Annotated in this window: 16 protein-coding genes; 10 read left to right on the top strand and 6 right to left on the bottom strand. The window is 54.1% G+C overall.

Annotated elements, in window-relative coordinates:
* The first annotated feature begins 293 nt into the window (after positions 1-293).
* On the top strand, positions 294-1,157 hold the full coding sequence (locus H8K27_RS01310; RefSeq protein WP_230418879.1) for a DUF3034 family protein: 864 nt from the start codon (positions 294-296) through the stop codon (positions 1,155-1,157).
* A complete protein-coding gene (locus H8K27_RS01305) occupies positions 1,157-1,624 on the top strand; it encodes a group I truncated hemoglobin (protein WP_186861433.1) in 468 nt (155 codons plus the stop codon). The genes H8K27_RS01310 and H8K27_RS01305 overlap by 1 nt, the downstream gene beginning before the upstream one ends.
* A 137-nt stretch (positions 1,625-1,761) precedes the next feature.
* Here H8K27_RS01305 and H8K27_RS01300 read toward each other — a convergent pair whose 3' ends face one another.
* From H8K27_RS01300 to H8K27_RS01290, 3 genes are all read right to left on the bottom strand, one after another.
* The gene (locus tag H8K27_RS01300; RefSeq protein ID WP_186861432.1) at positions 1,762-2,064 is read right to left on the bottom strand and encodes a hypothetical protein; all 303 of its coding nucleotides are present in this window, start codon (positions 2,062-2,064) and stop codon (positions 1,762-1,764) included.
* A 329-nt stretch (positions 2,065-2,393) separates the two neighbouring features.
* On the bottom strand, positions 2,394-2,903 hold the full coding sequence (locus H8K27_RS01295; protein WP_186861431.1) for a DUF1993 domain-containing protein: 510 nt from the start codon (positions 2,901-2,903) through the stop codon (positions 2,394-2,396).
* Between the two features lie 178 nt (positions 2,904-3,081).
* Positions 3,082-3,693 carry an OmpW/AlkL family protein gene (locus H8K27_RS01290; RefSeq protein ID WP_186861430.1) on the bottom strand — a complete coding sequence of 204 codons (612 nt, stop codon included), beginning with the start codon at positions 3,691-3,693 and terminating at the stop codon, positions 3,082-3,084.
* 183 nt (positions 3,694-3,876) lie between these two features.
* On the opposite strand from H8K27_RS01290, the gene ettA reads away from it, so the two are divergent.
* From ettA to H8K27_RS01260, 6 genes are all read left to right on the top strand, one after another.
* Positions 3,877-5,544: an energy-dependent translational throttle protein EttA gene (ettA, locus tag H8K27_RS01285; RefSeq protein WP_186861429.1), complete on the top strand. Its 1,668-nt coding sequence runs from the start codon at positions 3,877-3,879 to the stop codon at positions 5,542-5,544.
* A gap of 114 nt (positions 5,545-5,658) precedes the next feature.
* Positions 5,659-6,078, top strand: a complete 420-nt coding sequence (locus H8K27_RS01280; protein ID WP_186861428.1) for a flagellar basal body-associated FliL family protein — start codon at positions 5,659-5,661, stop codon at positions 6,076-6,078.
* A 115-nt stretch (positions 6,079-6,193) separates the two neighbouring features.
* Positions 6,194-6,796, top strand: coding sequence for an IMPACT family protein (locus tag H8K27_RS01275; RefSeq protein ID WP_186861427.1), 603 nt, complete (start codon positions 6,194-6,196; stop codon positions 6,794-6,796).
* Between the two features lie 43 nt (positions 6,797-6,839).
* Positions 6,840-7,163, top strand: a complete 324-nt coding sequence (locus H8K27_RS01270; protein WP_186861426.1) for a DUF2288 domain-containing protein — start codon at positions 6,840-6,842, stop codon at positions 7,161-7,163.
* A gap of 154 nt (positions 7,164-7,317) precedes the next feature.
* Complete coding sequence (locus H8K27_RS01265) at positions 7,318-7,929, top strand: hypothetical protein (protein WP_186861425.1); 612 nt, start codon at positions 7,318-7,320, stop codon at positions 7,927-7,929.
* Positions 7,930-8,068: 139 nt separating this feature from the next.
* Positions 8,069-9,343: a tetratricopeptide repeat protein gene (locus H8K27_RS01260; RefSeq protein WP_186861424.1), complete on the top strand. Its 1,275-nt coding sequence runs from the start codon at positions 8,069-8,071 to the stop codon at positions 9,341-9,343.
* A 252-nt stretch (positions 9,344-9,595) separates the two neighbouring features.
* On the opposite strand, the gene H8K27_RS01255 is transcribed toward H8K27_RS01260, so the two are convergent.
* From H8K27_RS01255 to H8K27_RS01245, 3 genes are read right to left on the bottom strand one after another with little or no spacing between them, the layout of a single operon-like run.
* Complete coding sequence (locus H8K27_RS01255; RefSeq protein ID WP_186861423.1) at positions 9,596-11,173, bottom strand: ammonium transporter; 1,578 nt, start codon at positions 11,171-11,173, stop codon at positions 9,596-9,598.
* 21 nt (positions 11,174-11,194) lie between these two features.
* Complete coding sequence (locus H8K27_RS01250) at positions 11,195-11,533, bottom strand: P-II family nitrogen regulator (protein WP_176803253.1); 339 nt, start codon at positions 11,531-11,533, stop codon at positions 11,195-11,197.
* 14 nt (positions 11,534-11,547) lie between these two features.
* Positions 11,548-12,294 carry a TorF family putative porin gene (locus H8K27_RS01245; RefSeq protein ID WP_186861422.1) on the bottom strand — a complete coding sequence of 249 codons (747 nt, stop codon included), beginning with the start codon at positions 12,292-12,294 and terminating at the stop codon, positions 11,548-11,550.
* A 464-nt stretch (positions 12,295-12,758) separates the two neighbouring features.
* Here H8K27_RS01245 and H8K27_RS01240 point away from each other — a divergent pair, with 464 nt between their 5' ends.
* Positions 12,759-13,001, top strand: coding sequence for an accessory factor UbiK family protein (locus H8K27_RS01240; RefSeq protein ID WP_186861421.1), 243 nt, complete (start codon positions 12,759-12,761; stop codon positions 12,999-13,001).
* Positions 13,002-14,519, top strand: a complete 1,518-nt coding sequence (locus H8K27_RS01235; RefSeq protein ID WP_186861420.1) for a YifB family Mg chelatase-like AAA ATPase — start codon at positions 13,002-13,004, stop codon at positions 14,517-14,519.

Genomic DNA, 14,519 nt, shown 5'->3' with positions numbered 1-14,519 from the left:
GTTCAGTAGAAGTAGCGCTCGGTATCTATTCAGCAAATATCGATCCGGGTGTTCCAAAAATGAACACTCCCGGCCACTCAATTCTTTGCAACAACTTTATTTATTGGCATCAGCCAGCAGTTTCATCCCCGCTCATCTTATGATTCTTTATATTTACTCCGGTATAAAAGTGCATACAATAGAGAAAATACGATGTTCACTGCATCTGCCTAGCAACACCTGTGCTCACTCTTTTGAATGGAATCTCTATGCGCCTACAGACTAGTGATCTGCTTCCGTTTTTCCTCGCGTGGATGCTGCTGCCGCTGGCACAGGCACAGGCAGAGTTGTTGCCTGCCGCACCCGACAGCGGAAAATTACTGGCGACTGGCGGCGTGAAACAGGTGGAGGGAGCAGGCGGCGGGGGTATTGTGCCGTGGGCGCTGATCACCAGTTACGGCACCGAGGACAGTTATGGCGTCAATGCGCATCTGACGGTGCTGCCCACGCAGGATTACAGGCTCAAGGCGTATGGCGTTGCCGCCGGCATTTGCGACAAACTGGAGCTGTCACTTGCTAGCCAGGAATTCAGCGGCAGCAAAGCACCGCTGAATCAGTTGTCGCTCCGGCAGGACATCGCCGGAATCAAACTGCGAATCAGCGGCGACCTGATTGCCGATCAGGACAACTGGAAACCGCAGCTTGCCATTGGCGCCATGTATAAACGCAGCCAGCCGGTACAGGGACTGGAAGGGTTGGGCATCACCAGCGTCAGACAGCTGGGTGCCAAAGACGATCATGGTATCGATTATTACGTGGCAGCCAGCAAATTATTCCTGGCGCAAAGCCTGTTGCTGAATGGCACACTGCGCGCAACCAAAGCCAACCAGATGGGCTTACTGGGTTTTGGCGGCGATCTGAATAATCACTATCAGCTGATGCCGGAGCTGTCCGCAGCCTATCTGCTGAACCGCAAACTGGCAGTGGGTGTGGAATATCGCCGCAAGCCGCAAAATCTCTCCGTCGATCATGAAAAAGCCTACTACGATGCGTTTCTGGCATGGTTTCCGAATAAAAATCTCTCGGTGACCCTGGCTTATGCAAGACTGGGCGATATCACGGTATTCAATCCGGTCAATCAGCGTGGCTGGTATCTTTCCGTACAAATGGGGAACTGATGATGCGAATCCGTTTGCGACCTTGCCTGTCTGGCCTTGCCCTGTTGTTGACGATGACACAGCTTACCCGGCCAGAGCCAGCATTGGCACAGGAATCTCCCGCAGCTGTCACGCTGTATGCAGAACTGGGAGAAAACGCAGGTATCAGCCAGATTGTCGATCACATGCTGGCACTGGCGCTGCAGGATACGCGCATCAAAGACAGCTTCCGGGACAGCAATCTGAAACGTCTGGCGGCTCTGATCAAGGAACAATTTTGCGTCCTCAGCGACGGCCCGTGCCGGTATAGCGGCGACGGTATGAAGGAAACGCATGCAGGTCTGCAGATCACATCCGCCCAGTTCAACGCGCTGGCAGAAGATTTACAGATCGCCATGGAGCAGGCTGGTATCCCGTCGCGTCTGCAAAACCGGCTGATCGCCAGGCTGGCGCCCATGAAGCGGGACATTGTGCATATCCGCCCATAAGCACCCTCCTGTCGAATGACACGGAAAATGAAATGTGCCAAGTTAGTGAAAAAGTAGTGGCACAGGAAGTGAAATTTTTTTGTGCTTTGAAGAACGAGACTTTTTCCTTAGCCGAGCTGGGAGAACCACCATTCGCGTCAATTAGTGATCAATGATTTTGCATATTCAAGGATGGCTAAACTTTCATTCTGCCCGGAATGCTCCATTGTCGCCCCCGTAATACGGACTAACATCGTCAATGTGTTGAAATTAGGTATTTCAGTAGGGCCCAGTGTCTTGCCAAGGTCGTGATAGGCGTTGACTAAGGCTTGAATAGGATGTTTGCCAGCCGAAGGGTCGGTTTGAACGATGATTGATGCGATCTCGTCTATGTAAGTTGCAAAATCTTCTTCGAAACGGCTGATGTAACTATGCGCGGCGTCGTTTTGATTTATGGTCATAAATGTTCTCCAAGTGTGTTCAAAAAAATTGGGACAAACCTTACGGTTTTCCACTAAATCTTCATTAATCGTGGCACAAATTCCGAATCTTTTCACTATCTGTGACATCCCCACATAACTTCATGCCACGGTTAATGAAAAAACTTTTTAAATCAGAACCGCTCTCTTCATTTTCTGAGCCACTCGACACCTATCTGGCAGTTAAAAGTCACCGCAATTAAGTGTCAAAATTGCGACTTACAGCCCACCGTGCTGCGTACAAATACAGCACCAGCCAGAACCACCGTCCCTGAAATGGGCGGTGTATTCAGGCAGCCGGTGCCGGGTGTTCAATACCGTCCCATGTAATCTTTTTTGCCCAGCTCCACGCCGGAGTGGCGCAGGATGTCATAGGCCGTGGTGATGTGGAAGAAAAACTGCGGCAACCCGTAATGCAACAGATAATTCTGACCACTCAGGCGCTGCTCCTTCGGCGTGCCGGGACGCAGCACGATTTCCAGTGTCTCGCTGTCCGTCATGTCAGCCGCATTGATGCTTTGGATAAAATCCCGGGTGCGTGCGATCCGTGCCTGCAGGTCGGCAAAAGTCTGCTCATTGTCTTCGTAAGCGGGTAATTCAGTCTGCGCCAGACGCCCGGCAATGCCCTTGGCAAAATCACCGGCAATCTGTACCTGCCGCAGCAGCGGAAACATATCGGGAAACAGCCTCGCCTGCAGCAATACTTCCGGAGCAATATTTTTGGCTGCGGCATGTGCCGCCGCTTTGTGCAGCACATCGCTCAGACTATCCAGCATTTGTGTCAATACCGGTACCGAGGCGGCATACATAGAAATCGTCATGGTGGTTCTCCGTCAAATCAGGTTAGGCAGACAGGCAGCATTGCCTGACAGCGGGACAGATTATAGGACGGCTGACTGTTTCGCGTATGACCCTGCGCAGACTGGCCCGGTCAGGACATTTTGTACAAAAAAAAAGCCGGTCACAGACCGGCTTCCCCCACTCCAACAACTTTCCGTATCAGAAGCGGTAGCCTACGCCAACGCCCACCAGCCATGGGTCAACCTTGACTGCGCTGATTTTGGTACCGCCGGCAGTCACATCGCTGCGGATCTGCACTTTTTTCACATCCAGGTTCAAAGACCAGTTTTTGTCCAGTTTGAAATCCACACCAGCCTGCACGGCAAAACCAACACTGCTTTTCTCCAGATCAGCTGCACCTTTGAGCAAATTCACATCCGAGATGCGGGTGTAATTCACACCGGCGCCGATATAAGGGCTGAACGCCGCATCAGGCGTAAAGTGATACTGTGCGGTCAGTGTCGGTGGCAGGTGTTTGAAGCTGCCGATCGTGGCGCCATCCAGCGTCACATCATGTTTTTGCGGGTAAGTCAGAACCAGTTCGGCAGACCAGTTCGGTGTCACGAAATAAGAAATATCCACTTCAGGAATGGTTTTGTTGCTGACCGCGATACGATCCGCTGCGCCAACGCCGCCAACCGGGTCAGAACCATTCGCAGGGCTGATGTTCACAACGCGGGCACGCACCATCCATGGGCTTTGCTGAGCCATTGCCTGAGTCGCTGTCAGGCCGATAGTTGCTAAAGAGAGCGCAATAACGATTTTTTTCATTTTGTTTTCCTTGGTTGTCTAAGTTGATGAACCAAGTGTAGTCTTCGCAGACTCTTACTATTTGAGCTATATCAAAATTATTGCGCAGCACAAATCTGCGATAAATCGGGTAAAAGCCGCCGCCCCGCCCTTGCTTGAGGTATCCTTGCGGTCATTCTGTTTTCCATCTAAAACATCGCAAAAATGGCTAATTACGTCTATACCATGAACCGCGTCGGCAAAATCGTGCCGCCCAAACGCCAGATTCTGAAAGATATCTCCCTCTCCTTCTTCCCGGGCGCCAAGATCGGCGTGCTTGGGCTCAATGGCTCCGGTAAATCCTCGCTGCTGAAAATCATGGCAGGTCTGGACACCGATATTCAGGGTGAAGCCGTCCCGATGCCGAATCTGAATATCGGCTACTTGCCGCAGGAGCCGCAGCTCGATCCTGAGCAGACCGTGCGGGAAGCCGTCGAGTCGGCACTGGGCGAAGTGTTTGCCGCCAAAGCACGGCTGGAAGAAGTGTATGCCGCTTATGCCGATGAAAACGCTGATTTCGATGCGCTGGCCGAGGAGCAGGCACGTCTGGAAGCCATCATTTCCACCTCTGCCGGTGACAACGTGGAGTTGCAGCTGGAAATGGCGGCCGACGCATTGCGCCTGCCCGCCTGGGATGCCAAGATCGGCGTCCTGTCCGGCGGTGAAAAGCGCCGTGTCGCCCTGTGCCGTCTGCTGTTGTCAAAACCCGACATGCTGCTGCTTGATGAACCAACCAACCATTTGGACGCGGAATCGGTGGACTGGCTGGAGCAATTCCTGTTGCGCTTCCCCGGCACCGTCGTCGCGATCACGCATGATCGCTACTTCCTCGACAATGCCGCCGAATGGATACTGGAACTCGACCGTGGCGCCGGCATTCCGTGGAAAGGCAATTATTCCTCCTGGCTGGATCAGAAACAGGCACGTCTGAAGCAGGAAGAAGCGACCGAATCGGCACGCCAGAAAGCGCTGCAGAAAGAACTGGAATGGTCGCGTCAGAATCCGAAAGCGCGTCAGGCCAAGAGCAAGGCGCGTCTGGCACGCTTCAATGAAATGAGCGAGCATGAATACCAGAAGCGTAACGAAACACAGGAAATCTTCATTCCCGTGGCTGAGCGTCTGGGGAATGAGGTCATTGAATTTAAAAATGTCTCGAAAGCCTTCGGCGACCGCCTGCTGATCGACAACCTCAGCTTCCGCATCCCGCCCGGCGCGATCGTCGGCATCATCGGCCCGAACGGTGCCGGTAAATCCACACTGTTCAAAATGATCAAGGGTCTGGAACAGCCGGACAGCGGCGAGGTGGTGCTCGGCCAGACCGCCAAAATCTCGCTGGTCGATCAGTCACGCGAGGATCTCGGCAATACCAAGACCGTGTTTGAAGATGTCGCGAATGGCGCCGATATTCTGACCGTGGGCCGTTTTGAAATGCCATCGCGTGCGTATCTGGGGCGCTTTAACTTCAAAGGCGGCGACCAGCAAAAGATCGTCGGCAATCTGTCCGGCGGTGAGCGTGGCCGTCTGCATCTGGCAAAGACATTGCTGCAGGGCGGCAATGTGCTGCTGCTGGATGAACCATCGAATGATCTGGACGTCGAAACCCTGCGCGCGCTGGAAGACGCCTTGCTGGAATTCGCCGGCAGCGTCATGGTGATCTCGCATGACCGCTGGTTCCTCGACCGTATCGCGACGCATATTCTGGCGTTTGAAGGCAATTCTCAGGTAACTTTCTTTGACGGCAACTATCAGGAATATGAAGCCGACAAGAAAAAACGTCTGGGTGAAGAAGGTGCCAAACCAAAACGCATCCGCTACAAACCATTGAGCGTTTAATCATCAGATGCTGGGAGAGGGCGCAGTGGCAATGTGTGCAACGCAGGCCACCCGCCCTGCCCTGCCCTGCAACCAGTTTATGACTAGAACAGGCAATAACCGGAGTGCCCTGCCATGCTGAACATCACTTCTTTGAAAACCTTGCTGACGGCGATCTTGTTGCTGTCCGCGCTGCAATCGGGTTCTGCACTGGCCAATTCAGGCGGAAAAGAAGCCAGTGCCAACGCCGGCGCGCCGACTGCGGTGCTGGAACCGTTTACCGTCAACCTGTCCAGCTTTGACCGTTACCTGCAGATCAATATCACGCTGCAGGTCGCCAGCGCCGAGGCTGCGGACAAAATCAAGTTGTATATGCCCGTTGTCCGGCATTCGATGATTATGTTATTGAGTGGCAAAGAGTCTTCGCAGATTCAGAATTCCGAAGGCAAGCATGCGCTGATTGATGAAATCAAGGAACGCCTGAATGGAGTGCTGGGACTGAAAGAACATGACGGTGTGACCGATGTGTTTTTCGTCAATTTCGTCATCCAGTAACTGCTTTCAGCGTACATCATTCTTCATTCTCTTTCTGCGCAACAGCCCCGGTTGACAAGGCTCTGAGCCCTGCCGGCTGTCCGCGCAGCTTCACCTTTTTTCTGTATTTTTTCTGATGTTCCAGCTGGCCGTCCCCGCTTTTGCGGAAATTGAAATCAAGAAAAGCCGTTTTCTGGGGCAGCTGTATCCCTTGCACAGCAGAGCGGAAGCACGGCAGCAGTTGGCGCAGATACGGGCAGCGCATCCGGGTGCTGTGCATGTTTGCTGGGCGCTGATCTGCGCCGGTGACTCCGGGCTGGATGACGATGGCGAACCCTCGGGCACCGCTGCCAGACCGATGTATAACGTGCTGGTGCACAAAGAAATTACTAACGTGCTGGCGGTGGTCGTCCGCTACTGGGGCGGGACCAAACTGGGCGCCGGCGGTCTGACCCGCGCTTACGGCCAGGCTATTTCGGAAACCTGCAAACTGGCACAGCTGATCGCCGTCGAGCTCATGAACACGCTCACTATCAGCATTGATTTTTCCGATGAATCGGCTGTCCGGCGTTTACTGGACAAATACGAAGCGCAGGTGCTGCATGTCGATTACAGCGATCGTGCGCGCCTGCAATTCCGTCTCAAAGAAAAGCACTGTGCGACAATTCTGGACGAACTGACCGGACTACTGAAAGGTAATATAGCCATTTCAGACGACGCCGGGACAGCGCCACAGTAAATCAACAGATCGCATTTTTCTGCACCTCATCCCATTCAAAACCATGACCGACAACGCCTCTTTACCAACCAAGATCAATCAGGAAACAGCCCGTTACCCCTGGCGCGATCTGTTGAAATATTTCGCCTCCGGTACCGTGATTGAAGTCCAGCATGATCTGGACCTGGTGGCCGTCGCCTGCCTGATGGCCGAAGACCGTGCCAGTGAAATCCAGGCCTTGCTGCATACAGGAAAAATTGCCCGCATGAGCGATCAGCAGGCGCAGAACTGGCTGGACCTGGATCTGGAGGTCTGGACGGTGGTCGTCAAGCCCTGGATTCTGGTGCAATACCAGCCGGAAACCGGCGTAGCTGCCGACATGCATTAAGCCATCGCTATTAAATTCCTATTACATTGCTATTGCGCATCTGATATGACGCAATTGATGGCGATGATGTCCTGCACCCATCATCGCCAGCCATTTGCAACAACGGGAAGTGTTGAACTTTTTACCAAAACATCCGGTCTGAAACGTGGTCTCAATGACAATCAGGTTAGCGATGCGCACTTCCCCTGCCCATATCCCTGTTGCACGCACAGCATCCATCCTTGCTGTTGCGGCGCTGCATCTCGGATTCGTGATTCTCATCATTCAGCAATCGTCGTGGTTTCGTCCGGCTGACAAACAGGCTGCAATCCACTACCTGCAACTGCTGCCGCTGACGCCGGACACTCCGCACAACAAGCCTGCACCATCTCTTGCACCACAACAGGCAACGAGCGGCGTAACGCCGCGAATCAGCCGCCGGCAACCGGTCACGCCACCGCCTGCCGTGGCGATGCAGAGCATGAATATCCCCGCACCGGCCAGCAGTGCATCACCTCAGGAAGCCGCGCTCCCCGGTCAGGCTCCTGCACTCGATCTGGACAGCCTGAAACGCAGCGCGCTGGCCATCGACCGCCAGCGCCAGCCGGGTACCATCGAGCAAATCCAGCAAAGCCACCGGCGCGATGAAAGCCTGGAAAAACAGCTGGCCGACGGCACCCGCAAGGCGGAGCGGAAAGACTGCCTGAAAGCGTATTCCGGCATCGGACTGCTCGGGCTGATTCCCCTGGCGGTCAGTACCGTGGTGGATACCGGTTGTAAGTGGTAAAGCCTGACCGCAGGTTCTGCCTGCCGACTCAGTTATAATGCCCGCTTCCGCCCATTAGCAGTCAACAGATGCCGATGGCTGAGCGTTTTGTGACGAACCCGCGCTCGTGCGGTCATCTTCATTTTTTACCGGATATCCCATGAAAAAAATTTCTTTCCTGTTCGCTGCCATGATGTTTGCAGCACTCGGCTCGGGCGTGCTGCCTGTCACTACCGGAACCGCTTACGCAGATGAAGCAGCAGACAAAGCCGAATTGGCTAAAAAAATGGTGGTGCGCAAAGAAATGGGCAAACCATTGACTGAAATTCAGGAATTGCTGGACAAGAAGCAGTTTGCCGAAGCGAATGAAAAAATCAATGCGCTCGACAACATGGAAAATAAAACGCCTTACGAAGTATTCGCCCTGAGCCGCATGCGCGCAGTCGTTGCTTCCGGCACCAACAACACGCCGCTGCTGGCTGCTTCCTTTGACAAAATGATCAATTCCGAATTTCTCAAAGACAATGAGAAATTGCGTCTGATCGAGGGATTGGCAGGCACCTATTACAACGAAAAAAATTATGCTGAAGCCATCGTCTGGGCCAAACGCTATATCGAGAAGAGCAACGCCAATCCGCAGATGAACAATCTGCTGGCACGCTGCTATTACCTCAAGGGTGATTTCCAGAATGCGATTGCTCAGTTGAAGACCATGCTGGCTGACGATGAAAAAGCACAGCGCATCACCACCGAAGAAAACCTGCGCCTGCTGGCCAGCAGCTACCAGCAGCTCAAAGACAATGCAGGCTACACCGCCGTGCTGGAGCGCGTGGTTCAGCATTATCCGACCCGTGAATACTGGGGCGACCTGATTTACCGGGTCGAACATAAACCCGGCTTCTCGGATCGCCTGCGTCTTGACCTGTACCGCCTGCTGCTGGCAACCAACAATATGGACGATGCTGCCCAATACGTGGAAATGGCCGAACTCGCCCTGCTGGCAGGTCTGCCATCGGAAGCCAAAACTGCGGTGGATGCCGGCTATGCCGCAAACCTGCTTGGAGCCGGCAAGGAAGCAACAAAACACAAGCAGCTGAAAGACCGCGTCTACAAACAGGCTGCGGAAGATATCAAATCGCTGGATGCCGGTGAAACTGCTGCGAAAAATGCCAAGACCGGTACGGGTCTGGTCAATATCGGCTACAACTATGTGATCAATAATCAGGCTGAAAAAGGGATCAACCTGATGGAGCAGGGAATCGCCAAGGGCGGACTGAAATCCGCCGATGAAGCCAGGCTGCACCTCGGCATGGCTTATCTGCAATCCGGTAACCGCGACAAGGCTGCAGAAATCTTCAAATCCCTGCAAGCTGCAGATGGTACTGCCGATCTGGGACGTTTGTGGTTATATGTCCGCAAGGCGGAAACCAAGTAATCCTGCACCAGACGCTTCCGGAGCCATCTGTAACACACAGCACTGATCCGGAAAGCACCCCTGAAAAACACCGGCTTGCCGGTGTTTTTTTATCGGTAAAAATCCCGTCACACCCAGCAACCGTGACCTGAAAAAAAAGCGGCTCAGCCTGAGGCTGAACCGCGGAATCAGTGCCATGCGCTCTGCTCATGTACTGAGGATACTAGCTTTACAACATCAAGACTTTGCTAAAACCGGTGAAGCATTCACAGATCAGGAGTGATAAGCAGATTCACCGTGGCTGGTGATATCCAGACCTTCACGTTCCTCATCTTCAGGAACACGCAGGCCGATAACCAGATCCACCAGCTTATACGCAATCACCGAGACCACTGCCGACCAGACTACCGTCACACCGACAGCCGTCGCCTGTGTGATGACCTGATCCATGATGGAATAAGGGTCTGCCGACATTTTGTTGGTCACATAGTCGAAAATGCCCTGACCGCCTAAAGATGGTGCCGCGAACACACCGGTCAGCAATGCGCCCAGAATACCGCCGACGCCGTGCACACCAAATACGTCCAACGCATCATCCACACCCAGCAGGCGTTTCAGCCCATTGACACCCCACAGGCAGACGATGCCGGCCAGCAGACCAATGATCAGCGCCCCCATCGGACCGACAAAACCGCATGCCGGCGTAATCGCGACCAGACCTGCCACTGCACCGGAAGCGCCGCCCAGCATGGAAGGCTTGCCTTTCGACATCCACTCGCCAAACACCCAGGAAACAGTTGCCGCAGCCGTTGCCAGCAATGTATTCACGAACGCCAGCGCAGCCACGTCTGCCGCCTCCAGCGCGGAGCCCGCATTGAAGCCGAACCAGCCCACCCACAGCAGCGATGCGCCGATCATGGTCATCGTCAGCGAGTGCGGCGCCATGGATTCTTTACCATAACCAACCCGCTTGCCGATCAGGATGGCACCGATCAGGCCGGCAATCGCCGCATTGATATGCACCACTGTGCCGCCTGCAAAATCGAGCGCGCCTTTCTGCCACAGATAACCGCCTTTTGCTGTCTCAGTCGCCAGTGTTGCCGCATCCTTGATCGCATCCGGGCCAGTCCAGAACCAGACCATATGCGCCACAGGCAGGTAGCTGAAAGTGAACCACAGGACGACAAACAGCAGGACAGCCGTGAACTTTGCGCGCTCGGCGAAAGCACCGATGATCAGACCGCAGGTAATTGCCGCAAATGTCGCCTGAAAAGCCACATAGACAAATTCAGGAATCACGACACCCTTACTGAAAGTTGCTGCAGTGGAGAATGTGGCTTTGGCAGGATCCCAGATTCCGTTCAGGAATACGCGGTCGAACGAACCGATGAATTTACCGCCTTCGGTAAATGCCAGCGAATAACCGTAAATACACCACAGGACAATGATGACGGCAAAAATCATGAATACCTGCATCAGGATCGACAGCATGTTTTTAGAACGCACCAGACCGCCGTAGAACAATGCCAGACCCGGAATCGTCATCAGGATGACCAGCAAGGTAGCCACCAGCATCCAGGCGGTATCGCCCTTGTTGGCTACCGGCGCCGGCGCCGCGGCGGATGCGGCAACTGCATCGGCGACCGCTGCCGGTGCAGCCGATGTGACCGATGCTGCCGCAGCAGGAACCGGAGCTGCCGGGGTGGCGGCCGTTGCGGAAGCGGTGCCCGCCTGGCTGGCGGCTGCCGTATCGGCTTTCACCGGCATCTCATCCGCCCATCCCATGGATGTTGCTCCCACCGATGCAAGCAGGACGCCTGCGATCAGTATGTTCTTGAATAATTTTTTCATGTGAACTCCCTCGTAGGCGAATCAGAGTGCATCGTTACCGGTTTCACCGGTACGGATACGCACAACTTGTTGCAGGTCATAGACAAAAATCTTGCCATCACCGATTTTTCCGGTCCGGGCGGCATTCTCAATCGCTTCGATGGCGCGTTCGACGATCGCGTCATCCACGGCTGCTTCAATTTTTGTTTTAGGCAGGAAATCGACCACATACTCGGCACCACGGTACAGCTCGGTGTGTCCTTTCTGACGGCCAAAGCCTTTGACTTCAGTGACAGTAATACCCTGCACTCCCATTTCCGACAAGGCTTCGCGGACTTCGTCGAGCTTAAAGGGTTTGATGATGGCGGTAATCAGTTTCATAGTGTTCTCTCATCTCAGAAAGTTTTAACGGCTGTCAGCACCAGAGTCGTTTTGCCGGTAAATTTTCCTGCCGGTGTCACATACAGGTTTTTGTCAGCCGTGGTACCCAGTGCTGCCAGACTGAAAGAGACGCCAAAGAATTCTTTGGTCAGACCGATTTTCCAGTCATTGTAGCTGTAGGCCGAATTATTTTTAACCGTCTGCCGCCCAACGTGCAGATTCAGTGTGTACGCCTCCGGCAATTCAATATTCGCGCCCAGATCCAGATAGCCGCTGTTTTTACTGTTCACAAATCCGAACAGATTGGTGACGGAATGCGAGTACTTCGCATAAAACGGCCCGGTACCGACCTGGCCGTAAATCTCCGTGGTGTTCGCATTTGCAGATCCCGGCACTTTATCGAGACCGTTCGACAAATACACATAGCTCAGCACGCCGACGTCATAGCTGACATCCTTGGTGATTTCACCGCGTTTGCCGCCGTAAATATCCCATTCCAGATCGCCGCTGCCACCGGCATCCTTAATCCACTTGATCGTGGACAGCCAGGTGCCGGCATACAATCCGGTCGGATTATTGGTATAGTCAGCGCCACCCTGCAAAGCAGGCTCCAGACGTGACTGCGCGATGGCGCGATAACGGTATTCACTGGCAACGCCGATATTGAAACTCAGTTCATTATCTGGCTTCGGTTCATCAGCATAGGCAAAGCCACTCAGCAATGTCGTGGCAACTGCAGCGGCGAGTACGGATTTTTTCATTACGCTTCCCCTTCTTTTATCTGTATAACCTGGTTTTTGAATAAGAAACTAAACTGAACCCACTTCATCGGTCACCGGTGCGCATTGCCAGAAGATCGTTCGTGGCAATGTCGGAAATGAACCCTAAAAGATGTTTAACCAGGTATTAGCAGGAGTCGTGCCAGCTGTGGCAGCAACCGGAAAAGCGGCCAATAACAGGGCAATAAGCGCTCATATTCCGGATACCGCCTGTCACGGCACAAAGAAAATCACGATGCCAATGGGCAGCCGCTGCGCTTTGCGCTATGATTTCTGGCAGATATAAACAAATTAAGTAGCAACAGAACCGATCTGGTGCAGAGAATATATGTCGCACCGTTTTGATGCGTAAAAATTCAGCAACCTGTTACCCATTTCAGTTTCGCACCAGTTGCGTGCATATGTGACGTGTGCGTTGCTGGTCATCACCATTTCAGGCAAAACTCATGGATAAATCCAATTTTTTTAACGACATACAATCCAAAATCAGCCAGGCGCTGGAGAATTCACCGGCGCGCGACATTGAAAAAAATGTCAAAGCTATCATGACGCAAGGCTTTTCCAGGCTGGATCTGGTGACACGGGAAGAATTTGATATTCAGGCACAGGTGTTGGCCAAAACCCGCGCCAAACTGGAGGCGCTGGAAGCACGCATCGCCGCCATGGAAGAGCAGCTGTCTGATAAATAAATGTCGCTGGCCGTTCTCAAAAGCCGTGCCTTAAACGGCATGCACGCCCCGCAGGTCACGGTCGAGGTGCATCTGGCCAATGGCTTGCCTGCCTTTACGATCGTTGGTTTGCCAGAAACAGAAGTCAAGGAATCAAAAGACCGGGTGCGGGCAGCGCTGCAGAATTCGCGGTTTGAATTTCCCGCCAAACGGATCACCGTGAATCTGGCGCCTGCGGATTTACCCAAAGAATCAGGCCGCTTTGATTTGCCGATCGCGCTGGGTATCCTGATCGCTTCCGGACAGTTGTGCGCCGATCAGCTCGAACAGTATGAATTTGCCGGCGAACTGTCGCTCTCCGGAGAGTTGCGCCCGATCCGCGGAGCGCTGGCCATGACCTTCGCCATTTGTCAGCATTCCCCGCAAAAGCAGGCAGCATTTATCCTGCCGCGTGAGAATGCAAGCGAAGCCGCGCTGGTCAGCGATGCCACGATTTATCCGGCCGACTCGCTGTTGCAGGTATGCGCCCACTTTGCCGCTACCGACGATAGTGCAAGGCTGGTACCGCATCGCTCCACGCTGCATTGCGGAAATACCAGCTATGCCGATCTGGCAGATGTCAAAGGTCAGCTGCAGGCAAAACGGGCACTGGAAATTGCCGCTGCCGGCAATCATTCTGTCCTGATGGTCGGCCCACCGGGCACCGGAAAATCCATGCTGGCATCGCGCTTTCCGGGCATCTTGCCGGCCATGACCGATCAGGAGGCACTCGAATCGGCGGCAGTCCAGTCGCTGACTTCGGGGTTTTCCGTGCAACGCTGGAAATCCCGCCCATTTCGCGCACCGCACCATACTTCATCCGCAGTCGCATTAGTTGGCGGCGGTGGTACACCGCGTCCCGGCGAAGTCTCGCTCGCGCATCACGGTGTGCTGTTTCTCGACGAATTGCCGGAGTTCGACCGCAAGGTGCTGGAAGTTTTGCGCGAGCCACTGGAATCCGGACACATCACGATTTCCCGTGCAGCAAAGCAAGCCGATTTTCCGGCCCGCTTTCAACTGATCGCCGCCATGAATCCATGTCCCTGTGGCTATCTGGGGCACAGCAATGGTCAGTGCCGCTGCACGCCCGACATGGTGGCGCGTTATCAGAACAAGATTTCCGGCCCGTTGCTGGACCGGATTGACCTGCAGATACAGGTTGCCGCGCTGCCATATGAAGATTTGCAGGCGCAAAAAGCCGGTGAGACCAGTATCCAGATCCGGCAGCGGGTCGAGCAGGCATTTCAGCGCCAGCAACGCAGGCAGGGAAAACCGAATAATCTGCTGACCACCAGCGACATCGACACACTCTGCCAACCGGAAGAAAAAGCAGCCCAGATGCTGAAACAGGCGATGCAAAAATTCAACTGGTCGGCACGCGCCTATCACCGGGTTCTGAAGGTTGCCCGCACCATTGCCGATCTGGCCGGAGAATCTGACATCCGCTTGGCGCATGTCGCCGAAGCCATTCAATACCGGCGCGCCCTGCGGGACTATTGA

This window comes from Cognatundibacterium griseum, from assembly GCF_014284195.1.
Lineage (GTDB): Bacteria > Pseudomonadota > Gammaproteobacteria > Burkholderiales > Burkholderiaceae_D > Undibacterium > Undibacterium griseum.
This window is presented reverse-complemented; position numbering and strand designations above follow the sequence as displayed.